The organism is Clostridium sp. DL1XJH146 (assembly GCF_054819755.1).
The window spans coordinates 92537-110526 of record NZ_JBTVVN010000010.1; the positions used below are offsets into that span (position 1 = coordinate 92537).

Below are 17990 nucleotides of genomic sequence, written 5' to 3' on the forward strand. Positions count from 1 at the left end.
AAAAACTCTGATATGATGAAACAATTCATCATATCAGAGTTTTTATATTTTTATTTACTAAAATCTATTATTTTTTTCTATATCCAGTCATGCGATCAACTGAAGTTGATAGCTCTTTGCCTGCAAGAAAATCTTTTAAAGATTCAATAAATATTTCGCATACGTTCTCTTGTGTTTTTCTTAGTGTATAGAATCCGGCAGAGTGTGAAGTAATAACTAAATTAGGACAATCCCAGAAAGGACTGTTTTCTGGAAGTGGTTCTGTTATAAAAGTATCTAGACCAGCACCAAAAATTTTGTTTTCATTTAAGGCTTCAATAAGTGCTTCTTCATCAACTGAATCACCACGTCCTGCATTAATTAAAATAGCGTCCTCTTTCATAGATTCAATACGTTCTCTACTCATAAAGTTGATTGTAGCTGGAGTTTTTGGAAGACACATAGCGATAACATCAGCAGATTTTATAAGCTCGTCACTGTCTTCTGTTAGACGTAGTTCGTCAATATATTCAGGCTTTTCAGTATCACTACGACGAACACCTATAACATAAGCTCCAAGCGCTTTCATACGTTTTGCATATTCGCAGCCAATATCGCCTAAACCGAATACTACCACACGACTACCCATTATACCTTTTACAAATCGTCTGTCCTGCCAGTGGTGTTTTGCTTTACCTTCTGCATAGTATGGAAGACATTTCATAACGGCAAGTGTCATTGTAAGCATATGTTCACTTACAGCTTCTCCGTATGCACCTGTGCTATTAGAAAGAAGTACATTTTCTGGAAGCTCAGTACTCCAATTTGCTGTTCCAGCAGAGGCTAGATGTACCCATTGTAGGTTGTTGTTATTTTTTATGTAGTCTGGGGTTTTAATATTACCGAAGATTATATCGGCATCTTCTGCAAGTTCTTTAGAATCACATAAAAAGTCTTTGTAGTGGATTTTAGCATCTGGTAGAAGATTTTGAATTTCATCCTTGTATTCATCTAGTACTGGATAAGCGCAAAGCAAGTTCTTAATTTTTTTCATAATGATACCTCCTAAAATTAAATTAATTGTAATACTAGCTGTTTCTCGTGATTTTTACATATTGCACTGTAATAATCAATTCTCATTGTATATCCATTTGATAAGGGGGCTATTTTTTTGAAACTATAAATTTAGCAGAAGAACGTATATGTTTAATCATGAGCTCTTCAGCCTTGTCAGCATTTTTAGCTTTTATTGCATTTAAGATAAATTGATGTTCTTTTAAACATTCTATGGCACGATCTTTATCGTGTACATTTAGCCTTCTAAGGGCTGATTCAACGGAACTCACATTGGCAATTATTCGCAAAACAAAATCGTTACCAGAAGAACTGTGTAGTATTTCGTGAAATTTACTGTTTTTTTTAATAATAAGTTCATCGTTTCCTTCTGTTTCAAGAAGAAGAGCAATTTCATCTAAAAGTAATTGCATAGAGGTAATTTCTTTAGCCTTTGCATGCTCAGCTGCGAATCTAGCTCCTACACCTTCTACTGAGCTTCGAAGAAACATTAATTGCATCAGGGATTCTCTAGAGAAATCTGCAACGTAAGTTCCACTACGGGGTTTGACTATAATAAGCCCGTCAGCTTGAAGTGTGCGAAAGGCCTCTTTGATGGGAGTTGTACTAATGCCAAGTTTTGAGCTTATTTCTCTTTCATTTATTTTTTGGCCTGAAGTTAATTCTCCATCCATTATCATACCTCGAATTATATCTACCACTTGGTCACGAAGGGATTGTGTCATAAGATTATTAGTATTTTTCATAGATATCTCTCCTTGTGATATCTGATATATCAGTTTAGATAAATTATAGTATTTAACTGATAATATGTCAAATATGAATATCACGTGCTTGGCAGCAAATATTTATTCGGTGCCAGGCACCATAAAAATCTCTTTAGAGTGAAATTGACACATAAAATTAGATATGATAATATTTTACTGATAATGAAGGTTTACTTTGGTAAGTATTATAATAAACGCTTAGTGCTGATGACTTCAATATTTATAAAGTTGTTGGTTATTTTTTTATGGAAAATTAGAAACTAATTTAATATTGAATAGGAGAAAACCATGGAGTATAAACGTTTAGTAAATATTATAAAAGTCATTGCAGCAGCATGCATTACTGGAATTATAACAGGCGCAATTGCGGCATTTTTTGGGCGTATTTTGCTTGCAATAACAAATTTTAGATATGACCATAGTATGTTTTTAATTCCATTTCTTGGACTTGCAGGATACATAATTATTAAATCATATCAAAAATGGGGTGGAGAAAGTATTAAAGGTATGGTACTTGTTTTCGAAGCTGGACATGGTATTGATAGAGAAATTCCACTTATAATGATCCCACTTGTAATGGTAGGAACTTGGATGACACACCTTTTTGGAGGAAGTGCAGGTAGAGAAGGGGTTTCTGTGCAAATAGGGGGAACTATTGGCCATAGAATTGGGTTGTTTTTTAATGATAAAGAAATTGCTAAAATTATGCTTGTAGCTGGTATGGCGGCTGGTTTTTCGGGATTATTTAGGACACCTATGGCAGCAGTTTTCTTTGCATTAGAAGTTTTAGTAGCCGGTGAATTAAGATATAAAGCCCTCATTCCAACAATTTTAGCTTCATTATGTGCTTATATTACAAGTGCCTTATGTGGGCTAGAAAAGTTTACTGTAAATCTAACAGATGTAATTGAATATTCTCCTGAAAATTTTATTAAATTGCTATTGATAGGACTAGCCTTTGGTGTTGCTGGGAGATTATTTTCAACGCTATTACATAAATTGAAGGATACGCTTTCAAATAAAATACCTGATGCGGCTAAAAGGGCAGTGATTTTTGGAATAGGAATAAGTATTGTTTCACTTTTATTATATTCAGGTAGGTATTCTGGTCTTGGTGTAAATTTAATTTCCTATAGCTTTAATGGAGGAACAATACATGCTTATGATTGGATACTCAAATTATTGCTTACAGTTATCACATTAGCAGCGGGTTATCAAGGTGGTGAAGTTACACCATTATTTGCTATTGGTGCTTCTTTAGGTGTGTTTTTAGCCGGAATTTTTGGACTACCAGTAATGTTAATTGCTGCTTTAGGATATGCAGCTGTTTTTAGCAGTGCCACTAATACATTATTAGCTCCTGTTTTTATTGGAGTTGAAGTTTTTGGATATGAATATCTTCCAATATTCTTTTTAGTATGTGCAGTATCCTATTCTTGCAATGGAAATAAAACAATTTACCCTAAGCAAAAATTGCTTGCTATGTAAGTTATTATTTTGATGGTCAACTACTGTGATGGAATTATAGTTGATACAAAAAAAGTCCTAGACAGTATTAAAATATAAATGACAACAAAGCTGATGAATTCTGTTATTATAATTGCAGAATTCATCAGCTTTTTTAATAGTATGATGATTTTTTTATTAGGCTCTGTTTTAGAATAGTGATGATGTTTATATTACTATTTATAGGATAAAGTTTCTACTTTATCAGCGATCTGTATTAATATCTTTTTTCCCACAAGAATTCATAATATCAGGGGAAAATGAACCAAGGGAGATAATAGATTTTAAGGCTACGTCAACGGGAATATCTAGTTCTCTATAATCACCTTTTTTCAAGTATACTAAAAAACCATTAGTAGGATTAGGTGTTGTTGGTATAAAGATTGCAGTTTTTAGCTCACCTTCAAAGGTAATATCCTCTTTAGTAATAAAGCCAATACTTAAAATATTTTCTTTTGGAAACTCTACAAATACTGCTTTTTTAAAATTGTTAGACTTCTTATTGGAAAAGTTTTTTAGTATATCTCGAATAGGCAAATATATAGCTTTTATTATAGGTACCTTTTCGAACATCCTCTCAACCATTTCAGTTATTTTTTTACCCAGCACATTGTTAGCAATTAATCCCACAACCAGTATCAAAGCAATAACTAATATCAAACCCAAACCAGGAATTTTAAAACCTAATAATCTAGTAACTAATGTACCAAGAATAGCATCTAGTGTATTAAATATGCTTGTTAAAATCCATAGTGTCAAAAAAATAGGCAATAGAAGAATTAATCCTGTTAAAAAGTTATTTTTAATGTGCTTTATCATTTAATTAATACAACCCCTTATGTGTAATATTTCGTAATAACAACTACCCCTAAGTATATTATAAATGGACAAATGGTTTTGTCAATCATTTAGGGGTAGTAGAAAATTACCTTGACACACGTAGTAATTATAACTATACTAAAATTACCACGTCTCACATAGTAAAGAGGTGAACTATGGAAATTAGTAGTGATTTTATTAGAGGACATATAGATACAATAATCTTAAGCCTATTATTAGAAAAAGATATGTATGGTTATGATATTTCAAAAGTTATATTTAATAGAACGGGCGGATATGATATGAAAGAAACAACCCTATATTCAAGCTTAAGAAGACTAGAAAAACAGCAAGTAATCGAATCGTATTATTCAAATAATACTAATGGTGGTAGTAAAAGAAGGTATTATCATTTAACTGAACTAGGAAAAGAAAGATATTATAAATACTGTGAAGAGTGGGAAAAAACAAAGAAAATAGTTGATTTATTCACAGGGGGGAGAGCATGAATAAAGAAATTATTAGAAGCATCAGTTCTCTATATAGAAGAGCTGGTGTTTTTAATTGGGTATAGAATTAGTTTAAGCTAAAGTTGCTCTTGGAATGTTAAAAAAATATCAAAAAAATCCATTTGCAAGATGATATTGTAAATTGTATACAATTATGAAGTTTTTTATATCTAAATAAATAATATGTAAATATCCATATATGGTTATTATAAGATGCTATTGTATATTTAAAAGTGATTTGTAGTCATAAAAAATATTGTTAATAATTTATCATTTTTATTGCGATTAGTAGTATATTATAGTAATATATAGACATGTCAATAATTTAACAATGTAATTGGAGGTATTATAATGGAGAACCCGTTTGATTATGGTCAATTGGACAAGATATTAGAAAAACACCAGTTTGAAGCTAAGAATATTATAGCAATTTTGCAAGATACACAAGATGTATACAGGTATTTACCAAAAGAGATATTCTCGCGTTTGTCCGAAAAGTTAGGAATGAGTAGGGCGCAAATATATAGTGTAGCAACATTCTACGATAATTTTTCTCTAGAACCAAAGGGTAAGTATGTTATAAAAATTTGTGATGGAACTGCTTGTCATGTAAGAAAGTCTATACCTATATTAGAAAGACTAAGAAAAGAATTAAATCTTTCCGAAGAAAAACCTACTTCAGAGGATTTGATGTTTACTGTAGAAACGGTTTCTTGCTTAGGGGCATGTGGACTTGCACCTGTTATTACTGTTAATGACAAGGTTTACGGTGCTATGACACCAGACAAAACCTCAGAACTTCTAAAAACACTTAAGGAGGAAAAATAATATGCTTCTTAATAGAGAGGATTTAAATAATGTTATAAATGCGTATAGCGAGAGCCTTAATAAGCAAACTAAAAGGATTATCATTTGTGCTGGTACTGGTTGCGTTGCAGGGGGAGCCCTTGAAATACATGAAGAGTTCATTAAGCTAATGAAAGAAAAAAATATTAATTGTGCAGTAAGTCTTGAAAAAGAACCTCATGATGAATCAGTGGGTGTTAAAAAAAGTGGATGTCATGGATTTTGTGAAATGGGTCCTCTAGTGAGAATTGAACCATGGGGCTATTTATATATTAAAGTAAAAAAAGAAGATTGTTTGGAAATATTAGAAAAGACAATTATAGAGGAAGAATGTGTTGAGAGACTTGCCTATAAAAAAGATGGTAAGATACATAAAAAGCAAGAGGAAATCCCTTTCTATGAAAAGCAAACTAGACTTGTACTTGAACATTGTGGGCACATTGATGCAACTTCAATAGAAGAATATTTTGCTGTAAATGGATATTCTGCATTAGAAAAAGTTTTATTTGAAATGAAGGCTGATGAGGTTATAGGTCAAATACAAGATTCTAATCTAAGAGGTCGTGGCGGCGGTGGATTTAAAACTGGTCGCAAATGGGCTTCCGTTAAAAAAGAAAAAGCAGAAGATAAATATATTGTTTGTAATGGTGATGAAGGTGATCCAGGTGCATTTATGGATAGAAGTATAATGGAAGGAGATCCTCACAGAGTACTCGAAGGGATGATGATAGCAGGTTTTGCATGTGGAGCTAAGGAAGGATACATATATGTTCGTGCTGAGTATCCACTTGCAGTAAGTAGGCTTAAAGAGGCTATTGCTAGTGCTAGAGCTTGTGGACTTTTAGGTAAGAATATCCTTGGGACAGGCTTTGATTTTGATTTTAAGATAAACAGAGGTGCTGGTGCATTTGTATGTGGTGAGGGCAGTGCTCTTACAGCTTCTATTGAAGGAAAAAGAGGTATGCCTAGAGTAAAACCACCAAGAACAGTACAGCAGGGACTATTTGCAAAACCAACAGTACTTAATAATGTAGAAACCTTTGCCAATGTTCCATTCATAATTAACAGGGGTGCAGATTGGTACAAATCAATTGGACCAGAAAATAGTCCGGGTACAAAAGCTTTTGCGTTAACAGGAAATATTGAAAATACAGGACTCATTGAAGTTCCAATGGGGACAACGCTAAGAGAGATAATATTTGATATAGGCGGAGGTATGAGAGATGGTGTAGAATTTAAAGCTGTCCAAATAGGAGGACCTTCTGGAGGTTGCCTTACAAAAAAAGACCTTGACTTGCCATTAGATTTTGATTCACTAAAAAAAGCTGGGGCAATGATAGGTTCTGGTGGTCTTGTGGTAATGGATGAAAATACTTGTATGGTCGAGGTTGCAAGATTTTTTATGAAATTTACTCAAAATGAATCTTGTGGTAAATGTGTTCCTTGCCGTGAAGGAACTAAGAGAATGCTTGAAATTCTCGAAAGAATAGTTTCTGGACAAGGTGAACTTTCTGATTTAGATTTACTTCTAGAACTTGCGGACACAATTTCATCAACAGCACTTTGCGGTCTTGGAAAATCAGCTGCACTACCTGTAGTTAGCACTATAAAAAATTTCCGTGAAGAATATGAAGCTCATATAGTAGATAAAAAATGTCCATCAAAAACTTGTCAGAAGCTTAAAACAATATATATAGAAAAAGAGACCTGTATAGGATGTTCAAAGTGTTCTAGGATTTGTCCTGTAGGAGCAATTTCAGGTAAAATCAAACAACCTTTTACTATTGACCAAGATAAATGTATTAAGTGCGGCGCTTGTATAGAAGCTTGTGCATTTAAAGCTATAAAGGAGGATTAATAATATGGATGGACAGTTTATGATTGTAGACGACATGCCTGTTGAGATTAAAGGAGAAAAAAATATTCTTGAATTAGTAAGAAAAGTAGGAATTGAAATACCAACTCTTTGCTACTACTCGGAGCTTTCAGTTTATGGAGCTTGTCGCATGTGTATGGTAGAAAATGAGTGGGGAGGTATGATGGCTTCATGTTCTACACCTCCTAAAGCAGGTATGAAAATATATACAAACACAGCTCAGATACGTAAACATAGAAAAATGATTCTTGAATTACTGCTTGCAAATCACTGTAGTGATTGTACTTCTTGTGAAAAAAGTGGACACTGTAAGCTTCAGGACCTAGCTCATAAATTTGGAGTAAAGAAAATTAGGTTCGAAAATACTGCCAAAATTAATCAAATAGATAATTCTTCATCTTGTATTGTAACAGATAAAAGTAAATGTATTTTATGCGGCGATTGCGTAAGGGTATGTCATGAAGTTCAGAATGTAGGGGCTATTGATTTTATAAAAAGAGGATCAAAAATGACTGTAGGAACTGCTTACAATGAACCATTAGCGGAATCTAATTGTGTTGGTTGTGGCCAATGTGCAGCAGTTTGTCCTACAGGAGCTATTGTTGTTAAAAGAGATAAAACGGGCCTTTGGAAAGAGCTAAGCGATAATAATAAAAAGGTTATGGTTCAAATAGCACCTGCTGTACGAGTGGGCATTGGAGAAAAATTAGGCGAAGAAATTGGCGAAAATGTAATGGGCAAAATAGTAGGAGCTCTAAAGAGAATGGGATTTGATCAAGTATTTGATACATCTACTGGAGCTGATCTTACAGTACTAGAGGAAACAAATGAATTTCTAAAAAGACTCGAAGAAAATGAAAAATTACCTCTATTTACTTCATGTTGTCCTGCTTGGGTAAGTTATGTTGAAAAAAATCATAGAGATTTATTAAATAATGTATCAACTTGTCGTTCGCCTATGCAGATGTTCTCTTCTGTAATAAAAGAGCATTATAGTTATTCAAAGGAGAAAATTGTGTCAGTGGCCATTATGCCTTGCACAGCAAAGAAAAATGAAGCTAAAAGAGATGAATTTAAAGTAGATGGTGAGCAGAGTGTAGATTATGTAATTACAACAGTAGAGCTTATTGAAATGATAGAAGAAGCTGGCATTGTATTTTCAGAAATTGAGCCAGAAGCTGTAGACATGCCTTTTGGTATGAGTAGTGGAGCGGGAGTTATTTTTGGAGTAACAGGTGGAGTGACTGAAGCTGTTGTACGTAGAGTAATGGATGATAAATCTACTGCAGGTCTTCGTACTCTTGCATTTAAAGGAATCAGAGGTATGGAAGGCGTTAAAGAAACTACTGTAACTGTAGGAGACCGTGAACTTAAGATAGCCATAGTAAGTGGACTTAGAAATGCAGACAATTTAGTCAAGAAAATTAAGTCTGGCGAAGCTCATTATGATTTTGTTGAAGTAATGGCATGTCCTGGCGGTTGCGTATGTGGAGCAGGTCAACCATTTGCTTTAGCTGAAGGAAAATTAAAGCGTAGTGAAGGATTATATAAAGCAGATAAAATGAGTAGCATCAAGCGTTCTGAAGAAAATCCTTTAATGATGTCGCTATATTCAGGAGTATTAAAAGGAAAGGTCCACGAATTATTGCATGTAAACTATAAAGGAGAGGAGTAATATTTATGACAAATTTACACGTTTGTGTAGGGAGTGCTTGTCACGTTAAGGGTTCATACAATGTTATCAATACTTTTCAGCAAATAATAGAAGAGGAGAATCTCTCTGATAAAGTAGTAGTAAAAGCAATATTTTGTTTAGGAAAGTGCACCGAAGGAGTTTCTGTAAAGATAGATGATGGTGAAATATACGCAGTTACAGGAATAACTGCAAGGAAATTTTTTAAAGAGAATGTATTACCAAGGTTAAGTTAGCTACAGGTGGGAATAACCACCGATAACCCCCCAAAAACCCCCCAAAAACCCCACTAGCTTTTATTGTTAGTGGGGTTTATATGCGTAAAACTTATTTATATGATGCAAAAATAAATCCTTTTAAAATACAGAAGATAGTTTATAGAATCTTTATTAATAGATAGTAACGGTATAATGGAGAATTGTGTAATTTTAACAGAAAATTGATTAAAAGTTATGTGGATTTGACAATTGAAGATTTGTTAAACAAGTTTTAAACTGTATATAGAGAGGTGAAATATGGATAAAACTAAAAAATGGTCCTATGACTGCACTGCTAATGAAATAGCGAAAATACTAATAGAAAAAAAGTATAATGTTATTGTAGTAGAAAATCTGCAAGAAGCAAGAGAAAAAGTTTTAGATTTGATACCTAAAGGTTCAAGTATTGCCATGGGTGGTTCTGTTACTTTAGGAGAAATGGACTTACTATCTATATTTAGAAGTGAAGACTATAAACTATATGACAGATATCAAGATTTACCTTGGCCTGAAAGAGTGGAAATTATGAGACAGTCATTGCTGGCAGATTTTTTGGTTACTGGAACTAATGCAATAACAAGAAATGGCGAATTAGTTAATATGGATAGTTCAGGAAATAGAGCAGCAGGTATGATTTTTGGGCCTAAGAAGGTTATTGTTGTAGCTGGAGTTAATAAAGTAGTGGAGGATTTAGACGAAGCTATTAAGAGGATAAGAAAAATTGCACCTTTAAACGCAAAGAGAATTAATCATGAAGCTCCTTGTGTGGAAACTGGTAAATGTGAAGATTGCATGGTACCTGGAAGAATATGTAATTACATGTCAGTAGTTAATCAAGGTGGAAAATTTGATGATAGGTTTACTATCATTATTGTGGCTGATGAGGTAGGGTATTAGATTTAAAATCGTATACAATGAGAGTAATACTTAGACTTCATGAGAGAATACTGAATTTTTAATTGAAGATACTGAAATTTTAGCAGATAATACTGAAAAAAACCGAGATGAATAAACTTCCTCTCGGCTTTTTTATACTATAAAAATTATTATTGTGCAAGATTTTTTACTTCTTTATATTTATTCAAATCTATATAAAGTTCACCAAGATAAGGATTTCTCTTTGTCTTAACTACTTTATAAATCATATATACAAACACAGCTATATTGGCAAGTAAAGCAGCTAAACTAAAAGCAAAAAGAGGAGCAGTATTGTGAGTTGAAGAAACGGCAAAAGCACCTTTATCAATGAATGCAGGGAAAGTTTGTGCAAACATACACCATATGGATAAAGTTTGTGCACGATGTTGTAACCAAGCACCTTTTCCAATAGTAAAAGCACAAAGTGTTGGAGCTAATAATAAGGCAAATCCACAGTACCAAGCATGATCTGGTAAACAATTGTAAGTATAAGCGAAATTCCATAGATCATAAGCTATTATCCAAAACCATAGCATATCAGGCCACAACATATCCATACTACTGTCTTTAGCTGTTTTCTTTCGTATACAAATTCCAAGCCAGCCTGTAATAGCAATTATGTTTAATATACCAGCTATACCATTCATAAAATTCCAAGAACCGCCAATAACATACATAGCCTCATCTGCTAACATTCCACCACTTTGATATTGCGTGCCAATCTGGAAATCACGAACTATTGCTTCGGCGATATTAACAGCGAGAATTAGTGGAGGAAAACACAACGCCCATTTTTTTTCAGACAATTTCCATTCTTTACCTGTAGACTTGTTTTTACCTTTAAGGTGTCTAATACACCAGAAGCCTATACATCCAGCAGTGCAAGAATAAACTTTTGCTAAATGGAACCAGTCTGTATAAGTTGTATCTTTTAAAACTGTAAACCATAATACGGAAAGTCCTATTGGCAAAACAACAAAGAAGAAAAAACCAACATACTTATATCTTCTTGTTATTTCATTTAAACCAAAAAGTGCTGCAAAAACTAATATCCAAACTCCCCATACACCGAATGTAGATGCACCTTCGGAGTAGTTAAAAATAAACATATAATACCCCCTAAAAATATAATATATAACAACAATTTAATTATAAGATTTCTCTAAGGGGATATACAATAGACAGATAAATGAAAGTGTCTGATTGGATTTATTAGATATAATTATATTAAATTTTCTTCTGCTGATTCTTTTGCAAAAGCAATTACTGAGTGACAAATATTACCCTTTATGATTAGTAGAAGCTTTCGTAGTATAACTTCTGGAGGGTCGTCCATTCCACCTACTAGCCAATCTAGCATCAATCCATTAAATGCATGCGTATAAAAATTAACAATAAACATTTTATCTTTTTCATCTAGAGGTACATTGGCTTTATGAGCACATTCTTCTACTACATCATTAAGCAATTTATTGGAAAAGTTTACGAAATAGGCATTAGCCTCATGGCAATAAGAAGAATAGTATATGTGTAAAATCATTTTTGAGTTTTTCTTTAGATAATACATAGTAGCCAAAAATCCATTTTGCCAGGTATCAATGGTTCTATTTTGTGCTATTTCTACAAACAGTTCTTCTGTAATCATATATTTGAATATAGCTCTAATATCGGGATAATAATAGTAAAAAGTTTGCCTATTCACTGCACCATGTTCACAAATTCTTTTTACTGTAATTTTATCTATGCATTGTTCCCTTAGTAGGGTTTTAAAGGAATTGAGTATTGCAGTTTTAGCATATTGTTTCATAAACTGTTCCTCCGATTTATGTCTAGTGATGAAGCGAAATATCAGCCATATCTCTTTATAAAATAATATCAGAGAATTACAAAATACGTCAAGAAAAGAATTTCAAACCAATAATAATTGGGCAATTTTTGATTTCTATTTTATTAAAATAGAATAGCAAATTTTATTAAATCAATAAAAAATAGTTGAATAGATGTTAATTTAATGATATATTTTTATAAAAAGAGAAATATAGGGGGAAATATGGAGAAATATTTTGAAGAAAAACAAATTAATATAAAGGAAATTATCGAAAAAGAATTAATTACTACTATGTTTCAACCTATTGTGTCTATTTCAGGTAATACTGTCACAGGTGTTGAAGCGTTGTCACGTGGTACTGATGGGAAAAGTGGTGAAATTATTGCCCCAATATTACTTTTTGAAGAAGCTAAGAAGAAAAATCTTAATCTTGAATTAGATAGGCTTTGTAGGGAAAAAGCTTTAAGTTCATTTTCTAAGTTATATAAGGAAGATGAGGATATTCTTCTTTTTTTAAATATAGATACATCTATTTTAGAAAAATGTATTGATTCTAATTATCTATTGCAGAGTGTTAAGAGGTATAATATAGAGCCTTCGAGGATAATTATAGAAGTAAATGAATCACAATGTGGAAATGAAAAAATTCTTAAGAAGTTCATTAAGAGATATCGTGACTATGGATTTTTAATTGCCCTTGATGATGTTGGTGCAGGTTTTTCAAATTTAAATAGACTATCTATTGTTTTTCCAGACATTATAAAAATAGATAGGGCATTGATTAAAAACATTCATAATAACTATTATAATCAAGAAGTTTTGAAATCTTTAGTAAAGTTATCTAATAAATTAGGTGCTGTAATTATAGTGGAAGGTGTTGAAACTGAAGAAGAAGCGCTTAAAGTTCTACAATTAGGTGGCAATGCAATCCAAGGATATTATTTTTTAAAACCAGTTTTAATTACAAAAGATAAATTAGAAAATATTAATAAATTAGTAGAAACTTTAGTTAAAACATTTAGAAAATACAATATGTTATGTATAAATAACGAGCGTTCAAGAAACAAGAGTTTTTTAGATATATTTAATTATGCGGTAGATAGATTAGTAAAGATTTCGAGAGGTAATTATGACAATGAACTTTTTTATGTCTTAAGTAATTATGAATGTATTCAATGTGGATATATAATGAATAAAAGTGGAATACAAATAAGTAATACTGTTGGGGTACACAATAATATTATAGAAAAAACACATCCTATTTTTAATCCAGCTAAAAAAGGATCTAACAATTCTACTAAACATTATTATTATAATACTATAAATAATAATGAAGTTTATCAGTCTAAATCATATTTATCCATGGCTACAGGAAAACTTTGCTGTACTTTTTCAAAAAAATATACTACTAATGAAGGGGAAAGTTTTATTTTGTGCATTGATTTTGATGGATAATAAATTTGGAATATATTAAAATAGAAAAATGAAACGAAGATTTGTAGAATGTGGTTCCAATCACATTTTATTTTTTTACCTCCATATATAATGGTATTAAATTCAAAAGAAATTAACAAAATAAGCAAACAAAATAAAATGATAGTACACTAGTATTTCTAAATGGGCAGCAAACTTGTAGCAAAATCGTATTTGTGTTAAAATTCTACGTGAATATAATTTTTAAAATTGATATAAGATATTATAAATTGAATGAATTTAATATAGTGGGGGAAAAATTATGAATCCGTTTCAAATAGCATTTAATGCCGTTATGCCTATTTTTTTTATGATTATTTTAGGTTATGTTGCAAAAGTACTAGGGATAATTAAAAAAGATTTTGGTGATCAAGCTAGTCGTCTTGTGTTTAGAATTTTTCTGCCTACAATGATATTTACTAAAGTAGCAAATATAGATTTGAAGAGTAGTTTTAGTACAACTCAATTGAAACTTTTGTTATTTACTGCTGTTGCAATTTGGGGAGCTTATTATCTTACAAAGCTTATTTTCCTATTGTTTCTTAAAGAAAAAAGCAGAGAAGGAGTTAATGTTTTAGGTACATGTATACAAGGTGGATTCAGAACTAATTATCTTATTATTGGATATCCAATACTTTTTAATCTTTATGGTGATGCTGTCGTAGCTAATATAGCTCTACTTACCCTTGTAGCTATACCATCTTTTAATATTTTATCTATATTGGCATTAACGTCTAATGATAAGAAAAATGATTCAGGTAGTTACAAGAAGATTATATTTAATATTATTAAAAATCCTTTAATTATAGGTATTGTACTTGGATTTATTTCATCTGCATTAGGGTTGAAATTTGATGAAGATTATCCAGTATTTTTAGTTAATGTTTTAAATATGGCTTCAAGTCTTGCCACACCTTTAGGGTTAATTGCAATAGGGGCTTTCTTTCATTTTGAGGGATTTAAAAAATCACTTACATTAACTATGGTTGTGGTGTCAATAAAGCTTATTATTATCCCTATGATAGCATCTTTTGCAGCGTATTTATTAGGCTTTGATATTATGAATATTGTTCTTATAATAGTGTTGCTAGGTGGACCTACTGCTGTTAGTAGCTTTGCTATGGGTAACGAATTAGGAGGTGACCCTGTTTTGGCAGGTAATATTGTCATAATGAGTTCGGGGTTGTGTGTAATCACTTTATTACCTATTATTACATTCTGGATGAGTGTCCTTGGGAGCTAATAATTATAAATCTATAATAGGATAATTGGTGGTATAATATTCTATATAAAATATTATAAAGGAAGTGAAGTTTATGCTTAGAAAAAAGAAATTTTTATACGCTGGGTTGATAGCTATATGCCTTTTACTTGTAGCTTGTAATGGTAGTAATAATACTTCAGAGACTGCGGACAATATAAATGAAGTAACAGACGAGGCAAATAAAACTTCAGAAAACGATATTAATACTAGTAATGAAGGTAAAGATGAAAATATTAGTAATGATGAAAATATTAGTAATGATGAAGTGGAAGATAACACTACAGATAATAATACTAGCATAGAAGAAACTTTAGATAATGATAATATTAAAAATCAAGAAATACTTGCAAAATTGCTTCCTGAAAAAGAGGGGTACAAATGGATTTACAATGGCTCAGTGGACTATGGACACGTAGCTACATTAAATAGTATTGAAAAAACAGAAAATAGAATAATTTATAGTATAGAAGGAGAAGCTGATGATTTATCAGATGGAGAATCAGGGAGTGATTATACTATAAAACAAAAATATATTATTGAAAATGGCAAATTGACTCAAGAAAAAGAAGAAACTATGATGATGGATTCTGATTTTGATTCAATTGTGTTAATTCAAACGCCTTTAGAAGTAGGTAACACCTGGGAACAAAAAATAAATAATAAAAATGGTGATGAAGTTACTTTAAATTGTTTTATAAAAAAAATCGAAGAAGATGAAGGTAAAAAAATTTATACTATAAGATACGAAGACATGGATAGTAGCTATTATGAAGATAGAGAAATGAAAGAAGGAATAGGCACTATAAGTTTTCGAAAACTCTATAAAACTGATGAAGATGAGTTTGAAATTGGCTACGGAATATACATGGACGGCAGTGGCTATTAGTACTCAAAATATAAATTTTAGGAACCCACTAGCGATTAAATCTAGTGGGTTTTGTAATGTATTTTTTTATTATAGTAAATTGCAATTCGAAACAAGAATGATAATCATTTTCATTGACTAAAGGTATTTTTATAACTATAATTAAAGAGGATGTAAATTGTTGGGATAATATTAATGATTTGGTATTATTTCAAAAGGGGGGTAGTGAAATGCGTGGTAATGATAAAAAATTATGGAATCGTATGTCTGGTATTTATGATGTTTTTATGAAGAAGGATAAAAATTTGTACGAGGAAATTGCAATTGGAATTACAACAGACGTAGATCCTAAAGGGAAAATTTTAGAAATAGGGACAGCCACAGGTAATATAGCTCTACTTTTAGCGGATAAAATTGAGAGAGTGGAAGCAATAGATTATGTGGTTTGTAGAATTGCTAAAAAGATGGAAGTTGTATCTGTTAAATAGATAATAAAATGTTAGCATAACAAAGCTATGTTGAAGGAAGGGTTTATATGTTTTTAGAAGTTAAGGAGATTAAAAAGAGTTATGGAGCTCTGTCTTTTTTAATCATTCTTGTTATCTTTTGAAGGGTGAAATGACAGCCGAAAAATTAAAAGATAACTTGATAGATTTAGAGATTGATGAAGAAAAAATCGTAAATTTAAGTATGAATGAAATTACTTATGAACTTAGTAAATATGGTAATCTAGTATCTTTTTTAGAAGCAGAAGTAATCAAAGAATAACAAGTTGTAAAGATGATGCTTTTATCAATAAAATAGGGGCTTTGATTGCAGGGGTTATTATTATTATATTACTTGCTTATATGATTTCTGTTTTTGTAATTCACAGTATTGAAAAAGAAAGCTCTGTTATTGGTGCATTATACTCTTTAGGATATGTAAAGAAAGAGTTGCTTAAACATTTTATGATTTTGCCTATTATTATAGTGACTCTAGTTAATTTGATTGTTATAAATGGTAAACTTTCATTAGCACCATTAAAATTACTACGCAGAGAAAAAAAGCAACATAAATTTGCAAATGTAGATTTAAAAAATATGAGATTTATTAATCGTTATCGGATAAGACAACTTATAAGAGAAGTACGTGTAAACATTACTATGTTCGTTGGTTTGTTTATTGCTATACTTTTGATGGTTTTTGGCTTTTGTATTTATGGGTCTGTTGATAGTTATGTGAAAAATACAATATCAGATGTGAATTATAACTATTTATACATTTTGAATTATCCAGAAAAAAATGTACCAGAAAATTCTTATGTGGCTTATACCAAAGTATTTGATGTGTATTATGATATGACAGGATCAGAAATGGAAGTGTCGCTGCAAGGAATAGAAGATGATAATCCTTATTTTGATTTTTCTCTAGAAGGAGGGAAAAAGGATATATATATATCAAACTCTGTTGCCAACAAATTTGGTTACGAAGTAGGGGACAAAATAATTTTAAGAGATAATCTTGAAGATAAGGATTATACATTTAATATAAAGGGAATTGAAAACTTTGCAAGTGGACTTTATATGTTTATAGATATTAATAATATGAGAGAATTATTTGAAATAGACGAAGATTATTATAATACTTTAATGTCGGATGTTGAATTAGATATAGAAAAAGATATATCTTGGGAGTGCGTTTTATACGGTAGTTGTTACAACTATTATAGGGGTACCTTTAAGTAAGATAATTATAAATAAAGTATATCCATTTATGGTGTCTAATGTTTCAGCTGGGATGAATGCATATTTATCATTAAGGTCATACGTGTTTATTATCATAATTATTACTTTGTCGTATTTGATTGTTAATTATATGATAGGCAAACATTTAAAGAAAATTTCATTGGTGGAAATATTAAAAGAGCGTGAGTGATAATTAAATTTAGTAATTAACAAAATCCTTAACGACTTATTCACTGAACTAGATGGTAAAACTAAATTATTGGAGAGGTAAGTCAAATATAGGCGAATATGTCACTGACTATTACGTAGGTTAAAAGCCCCCTTTCAGAAGTGGAACCTATTTACTTTACTTTAAATGATAATAAAGGTAAAGATGAAAATATTAGTAATGATGAAGTAGAGGATAACGCTAAAAATAGTAGTGCTAGTGGGTTTTGTATAGAAATTTTTATTTTATGCATTGATTTTGATAAGGTCAAAAGTATATAATGTTATATCTAAAGTAAAATGTACAGCTTTAACGAGTAAAAATATTTCGAGATAAATTAATCCAAAAATGTAATAAAATATTATATAATTATTAGTAAAG

General features: G+C 31.2%; 18 protein-coding genes. 13 read left to right on the forward strand and 5 right to left on the reverse strand.

Annotation, left to right across the window (positions count from 1 at the left end; all coding sequences use genetic code 11):
- Positions 1 to 67: 67 nt before the first annotated feature.
- Positions 68 to 1033, reverse strand: a complete 966-nt coding sequence (locus ACVHXK_RS07125; RefSeq protein ID WP_461205683.1) for a D-2-hydroxyacid dehydrogenase — start codon at positions 1031 to 1033, stop codon at positions 68 to 70.
- A gap of 109 nt (positions 1034 to 1142) precedes the next feature.
- A complete protein-coding gene (locus tag ACVHXK_RS07130) occupies positions 1143 to 1799 on the reverse strand; it encodes a GntR family transcriptional regulator (RefSeq protein WP_461205684.1) in 657 nt (218 codons plus the stop codon).
- A gap of 309 nt (positions 1800 to 2108) precedes the next feature.
- On the opposite strand from ACVHXK_RS07130, the gene ACVHXK_RS07135 reads away from it, so the two are divergent.
- Positions 2109 to 3308, forward strand: a complete 1200-nt coding sequence (locus tag ACVHXK_RS07135; protein ID WP_461205685.1) for a chloride channel protein — start codon at positions 2109 to 2111, stop codon at positions 3306 to 3308.
- 222 nt (positions 3309 to 3530) lie between these two features.
- On the opposite strand, the gene ACVHXK_RS07140 is transcribed toward ACVHXK_RS07135, so the two are convergent.
- The gene (locus ACVHXK_RS07140; RefSeq protein WP_461205686.1) at positions 3531 to 4145 is read right to left on the reverse strand and encodes a DUF502 domain-containing protein; all 615 of its coding nucleotides are present in this window, start codon (positions 4143 to 4145) and stop codon (positions 3531 to 3533) included.
- A gap of 176 nt (positions 4146 to 4321) precedes the next feature.
- Here ACVHXK_RS07140 and ACVHXK_RS07145 point away from each other — a divergent pair, with 176 nt between their 5' ends.
- From ACVHXK_RS07145 to ACVHXK_RS07170, 6 genes are all read left to right on the forward strand, one after another.
- Complete coding sequence (locus tag ACVHXK_RS07145) at positions 4322 to 4654, forward strand: PadR family transcriptional regulator (RefSeq protein WP_461205687.1); 333 nt, start codon at positions 4322 to 4324, stop codon at positions 4652 to 4654.
- Positions 4655 to 5005: 351 nt separating this feature from the next.
- Complete coding sequence (locus ACVHXK_RS07150) at positions 5006 to 5482, forward strand: complex I 24 kDa subunit family protein (protein WP_461205688.1); 477 nt, start codon at positions 5006 to 5008, stop codon at positions 5480 to 5482.
- A 1-nt stretch (position 5483) separates the two neighbouring features.
- The gene (gene nuoF / locus ACVHXK_RS07155) at positions 5484 to 7358 is read left to right on the forward strand and encodes an NADH-quinone oxidoreductase subunit NuoF (protein ID WP_461205689.1); all 1875 of its coding nucleotides are present in this window, start codon (positions 5484 to 5486) and stop codon (positions 7356 to 7358) included.
- A 4-nt stretch (positions 7359 to 7362) separates the two neighbouring features.
- Positions 7363 to 9051, forward strand: a complete 1689-nt coding sequence (locus ACVHXK_RS07160) for a [FeFe] hydrogenase, group A (protein ID WP_461205690.1) — start codon at positions 7363 to 7365, stop codon at positions 9049 to 9051.
- A gap of 5 nt (positions 9052 to 9056) precedes the next feature.
- Positions 9057 to 9305 (forward strand): (2Fe-2S) ferredoxin domain-containing protein, encoded by a 249-nt coding sequence (locus ACVHXK_RS07165; protein ID WP_461205691.1) that lies wholly within the window; start codon positions 9057 to 9059, stop codon positions 9303 to 9305.
- Between the two features lie 279 nt (positions 9306 to 9584).
- Positions 9585 to 10223 carry a lactate utilization protein gene (locus tag ACVHXK_RS07170; protein ID WP_461205692.1) on the forward strand — a complete coding sequence of 213 codons (639 nt, stop codon included), beginning with the start codon at positions 9585 to 9587 and terminating at the stop codon, positions 10221 to 10223.
- A 149-nt stretch (positions 10224 to 10372) separates the two neighbouring features.
- Here ACVHXK_RS07170 and ACVHXK_RS07175 read toward each other — a convergent pair whose 3' ends face one another.
- Both ACVHXK_RS07175 and ACVHXK_RS07180 read right to left on the reverse strand, forming a co-directional pair.
- Complete coding sequence (locus ACVHXK_RS07175) at positions 10373 to 11353, reverse strand: DUF5692 family protein (RefSeq protein ID WP_461205693.1); 981 nt, start codon at positions 11351 to 11353, stop codon at positions 10373 to 10375.
- Positions 11354 to 11466: 113 nt separating this feature from the next.
- Positions 11467 to 12051, reverse strand: a complete 585-nt coding sequence (locus ACVHXK_RS07180; protein WP_461205694.1) for a TetR/AcrR family transcriptional regulator — start codon at positions 12049 to 12051, stop codon at positions 11467 to 11469.
- Positions 12052 to 12294: 243 nt separating this feature from the next.
- On the opposite strand from ACVHXK_RS07180, the gene ACVHXK_RS07185 reads away from it, so the two are divergent.
- The 6 genes from ACVHXK_RS07185 (at position 12295) to ACVHXK_RS07210 (ending at position 17401) form a co-directional block, all read left to right on the forward strand.
- The gene (locus tag ACVHXK_RS07185; RefSeq protein ID WP_461205695.1) at positions 12295 to 13527 is read left to right on the forward strand and encodes an EAL domain-containing protein; all 1233 of its coding nucleotides are present in this window, start codon (positions 12295 to 12297) and stop codon (positions 13525 to 13527) included.
- A 280-nt stretch (positions 13528 to 13807) separates the two neighbouring features.
- On the forward strand, positions 13808 to 14788 hold the full coding sequence (locus tag ACVHXK_RS07190; protein ID WP_461205696.1) for an AEC family transporter: 981 nt from the start codon (positions 13808 to 13810) through the stop codon (positions 14786 to 14788).
- A gap of 73 nt (positions 14789 to 14861) precedes the next feature.
- On the forward strand, positions 14862 to 15695 hold the full coding sequence (locus ACVHXK_RS07195; protein ID WP_461205697.1) for a hypothetical protein: 834 nt from the start codon (positions 14862 to 14864) through the stop codon (positions 15693 to 15695).
- 209 nt (positions 15696 to 15904) lie between these two features.
- Positions 15905 to 16162 carry a class I SAM-dependent methyltransferase gene (locus tag ACVHXK_RS07200; RefSeq protein ID WP_461205698.1) on the forward strand — a complete coding sequence of 86 codons (258 nt, stop codon included), beginning with the start codon at positions 15905 to 15907 and terminating at the stop codon, positions 16160 to 16162.
- 130 nt (positions 16163 to 16292) lie between these two features.
- Entirely contained in the window at positions 16293 to 16442 is a 150-nt protein-coding gene (locus ACVHXK_RS07205; protein ID WP_461205699.1) for a hypothetical protein, read from the forward strand.
- A gap of 41 nt (positions 16443 to 16483) precedes the next feature.
- Positions 16484 to 17401: a hypothetical protein gene (locus ACVHXK_RS07210; RefSeq protein ID WP_461205700.1), complete on the forward strand. Its 918-nt coding sequence runs from the start codon at positions 16484 to 16486 to the stop codon at positions 17399 to 17401.
- Positions 17402 to 17990 lie beyond the last annotated feature (589 nt).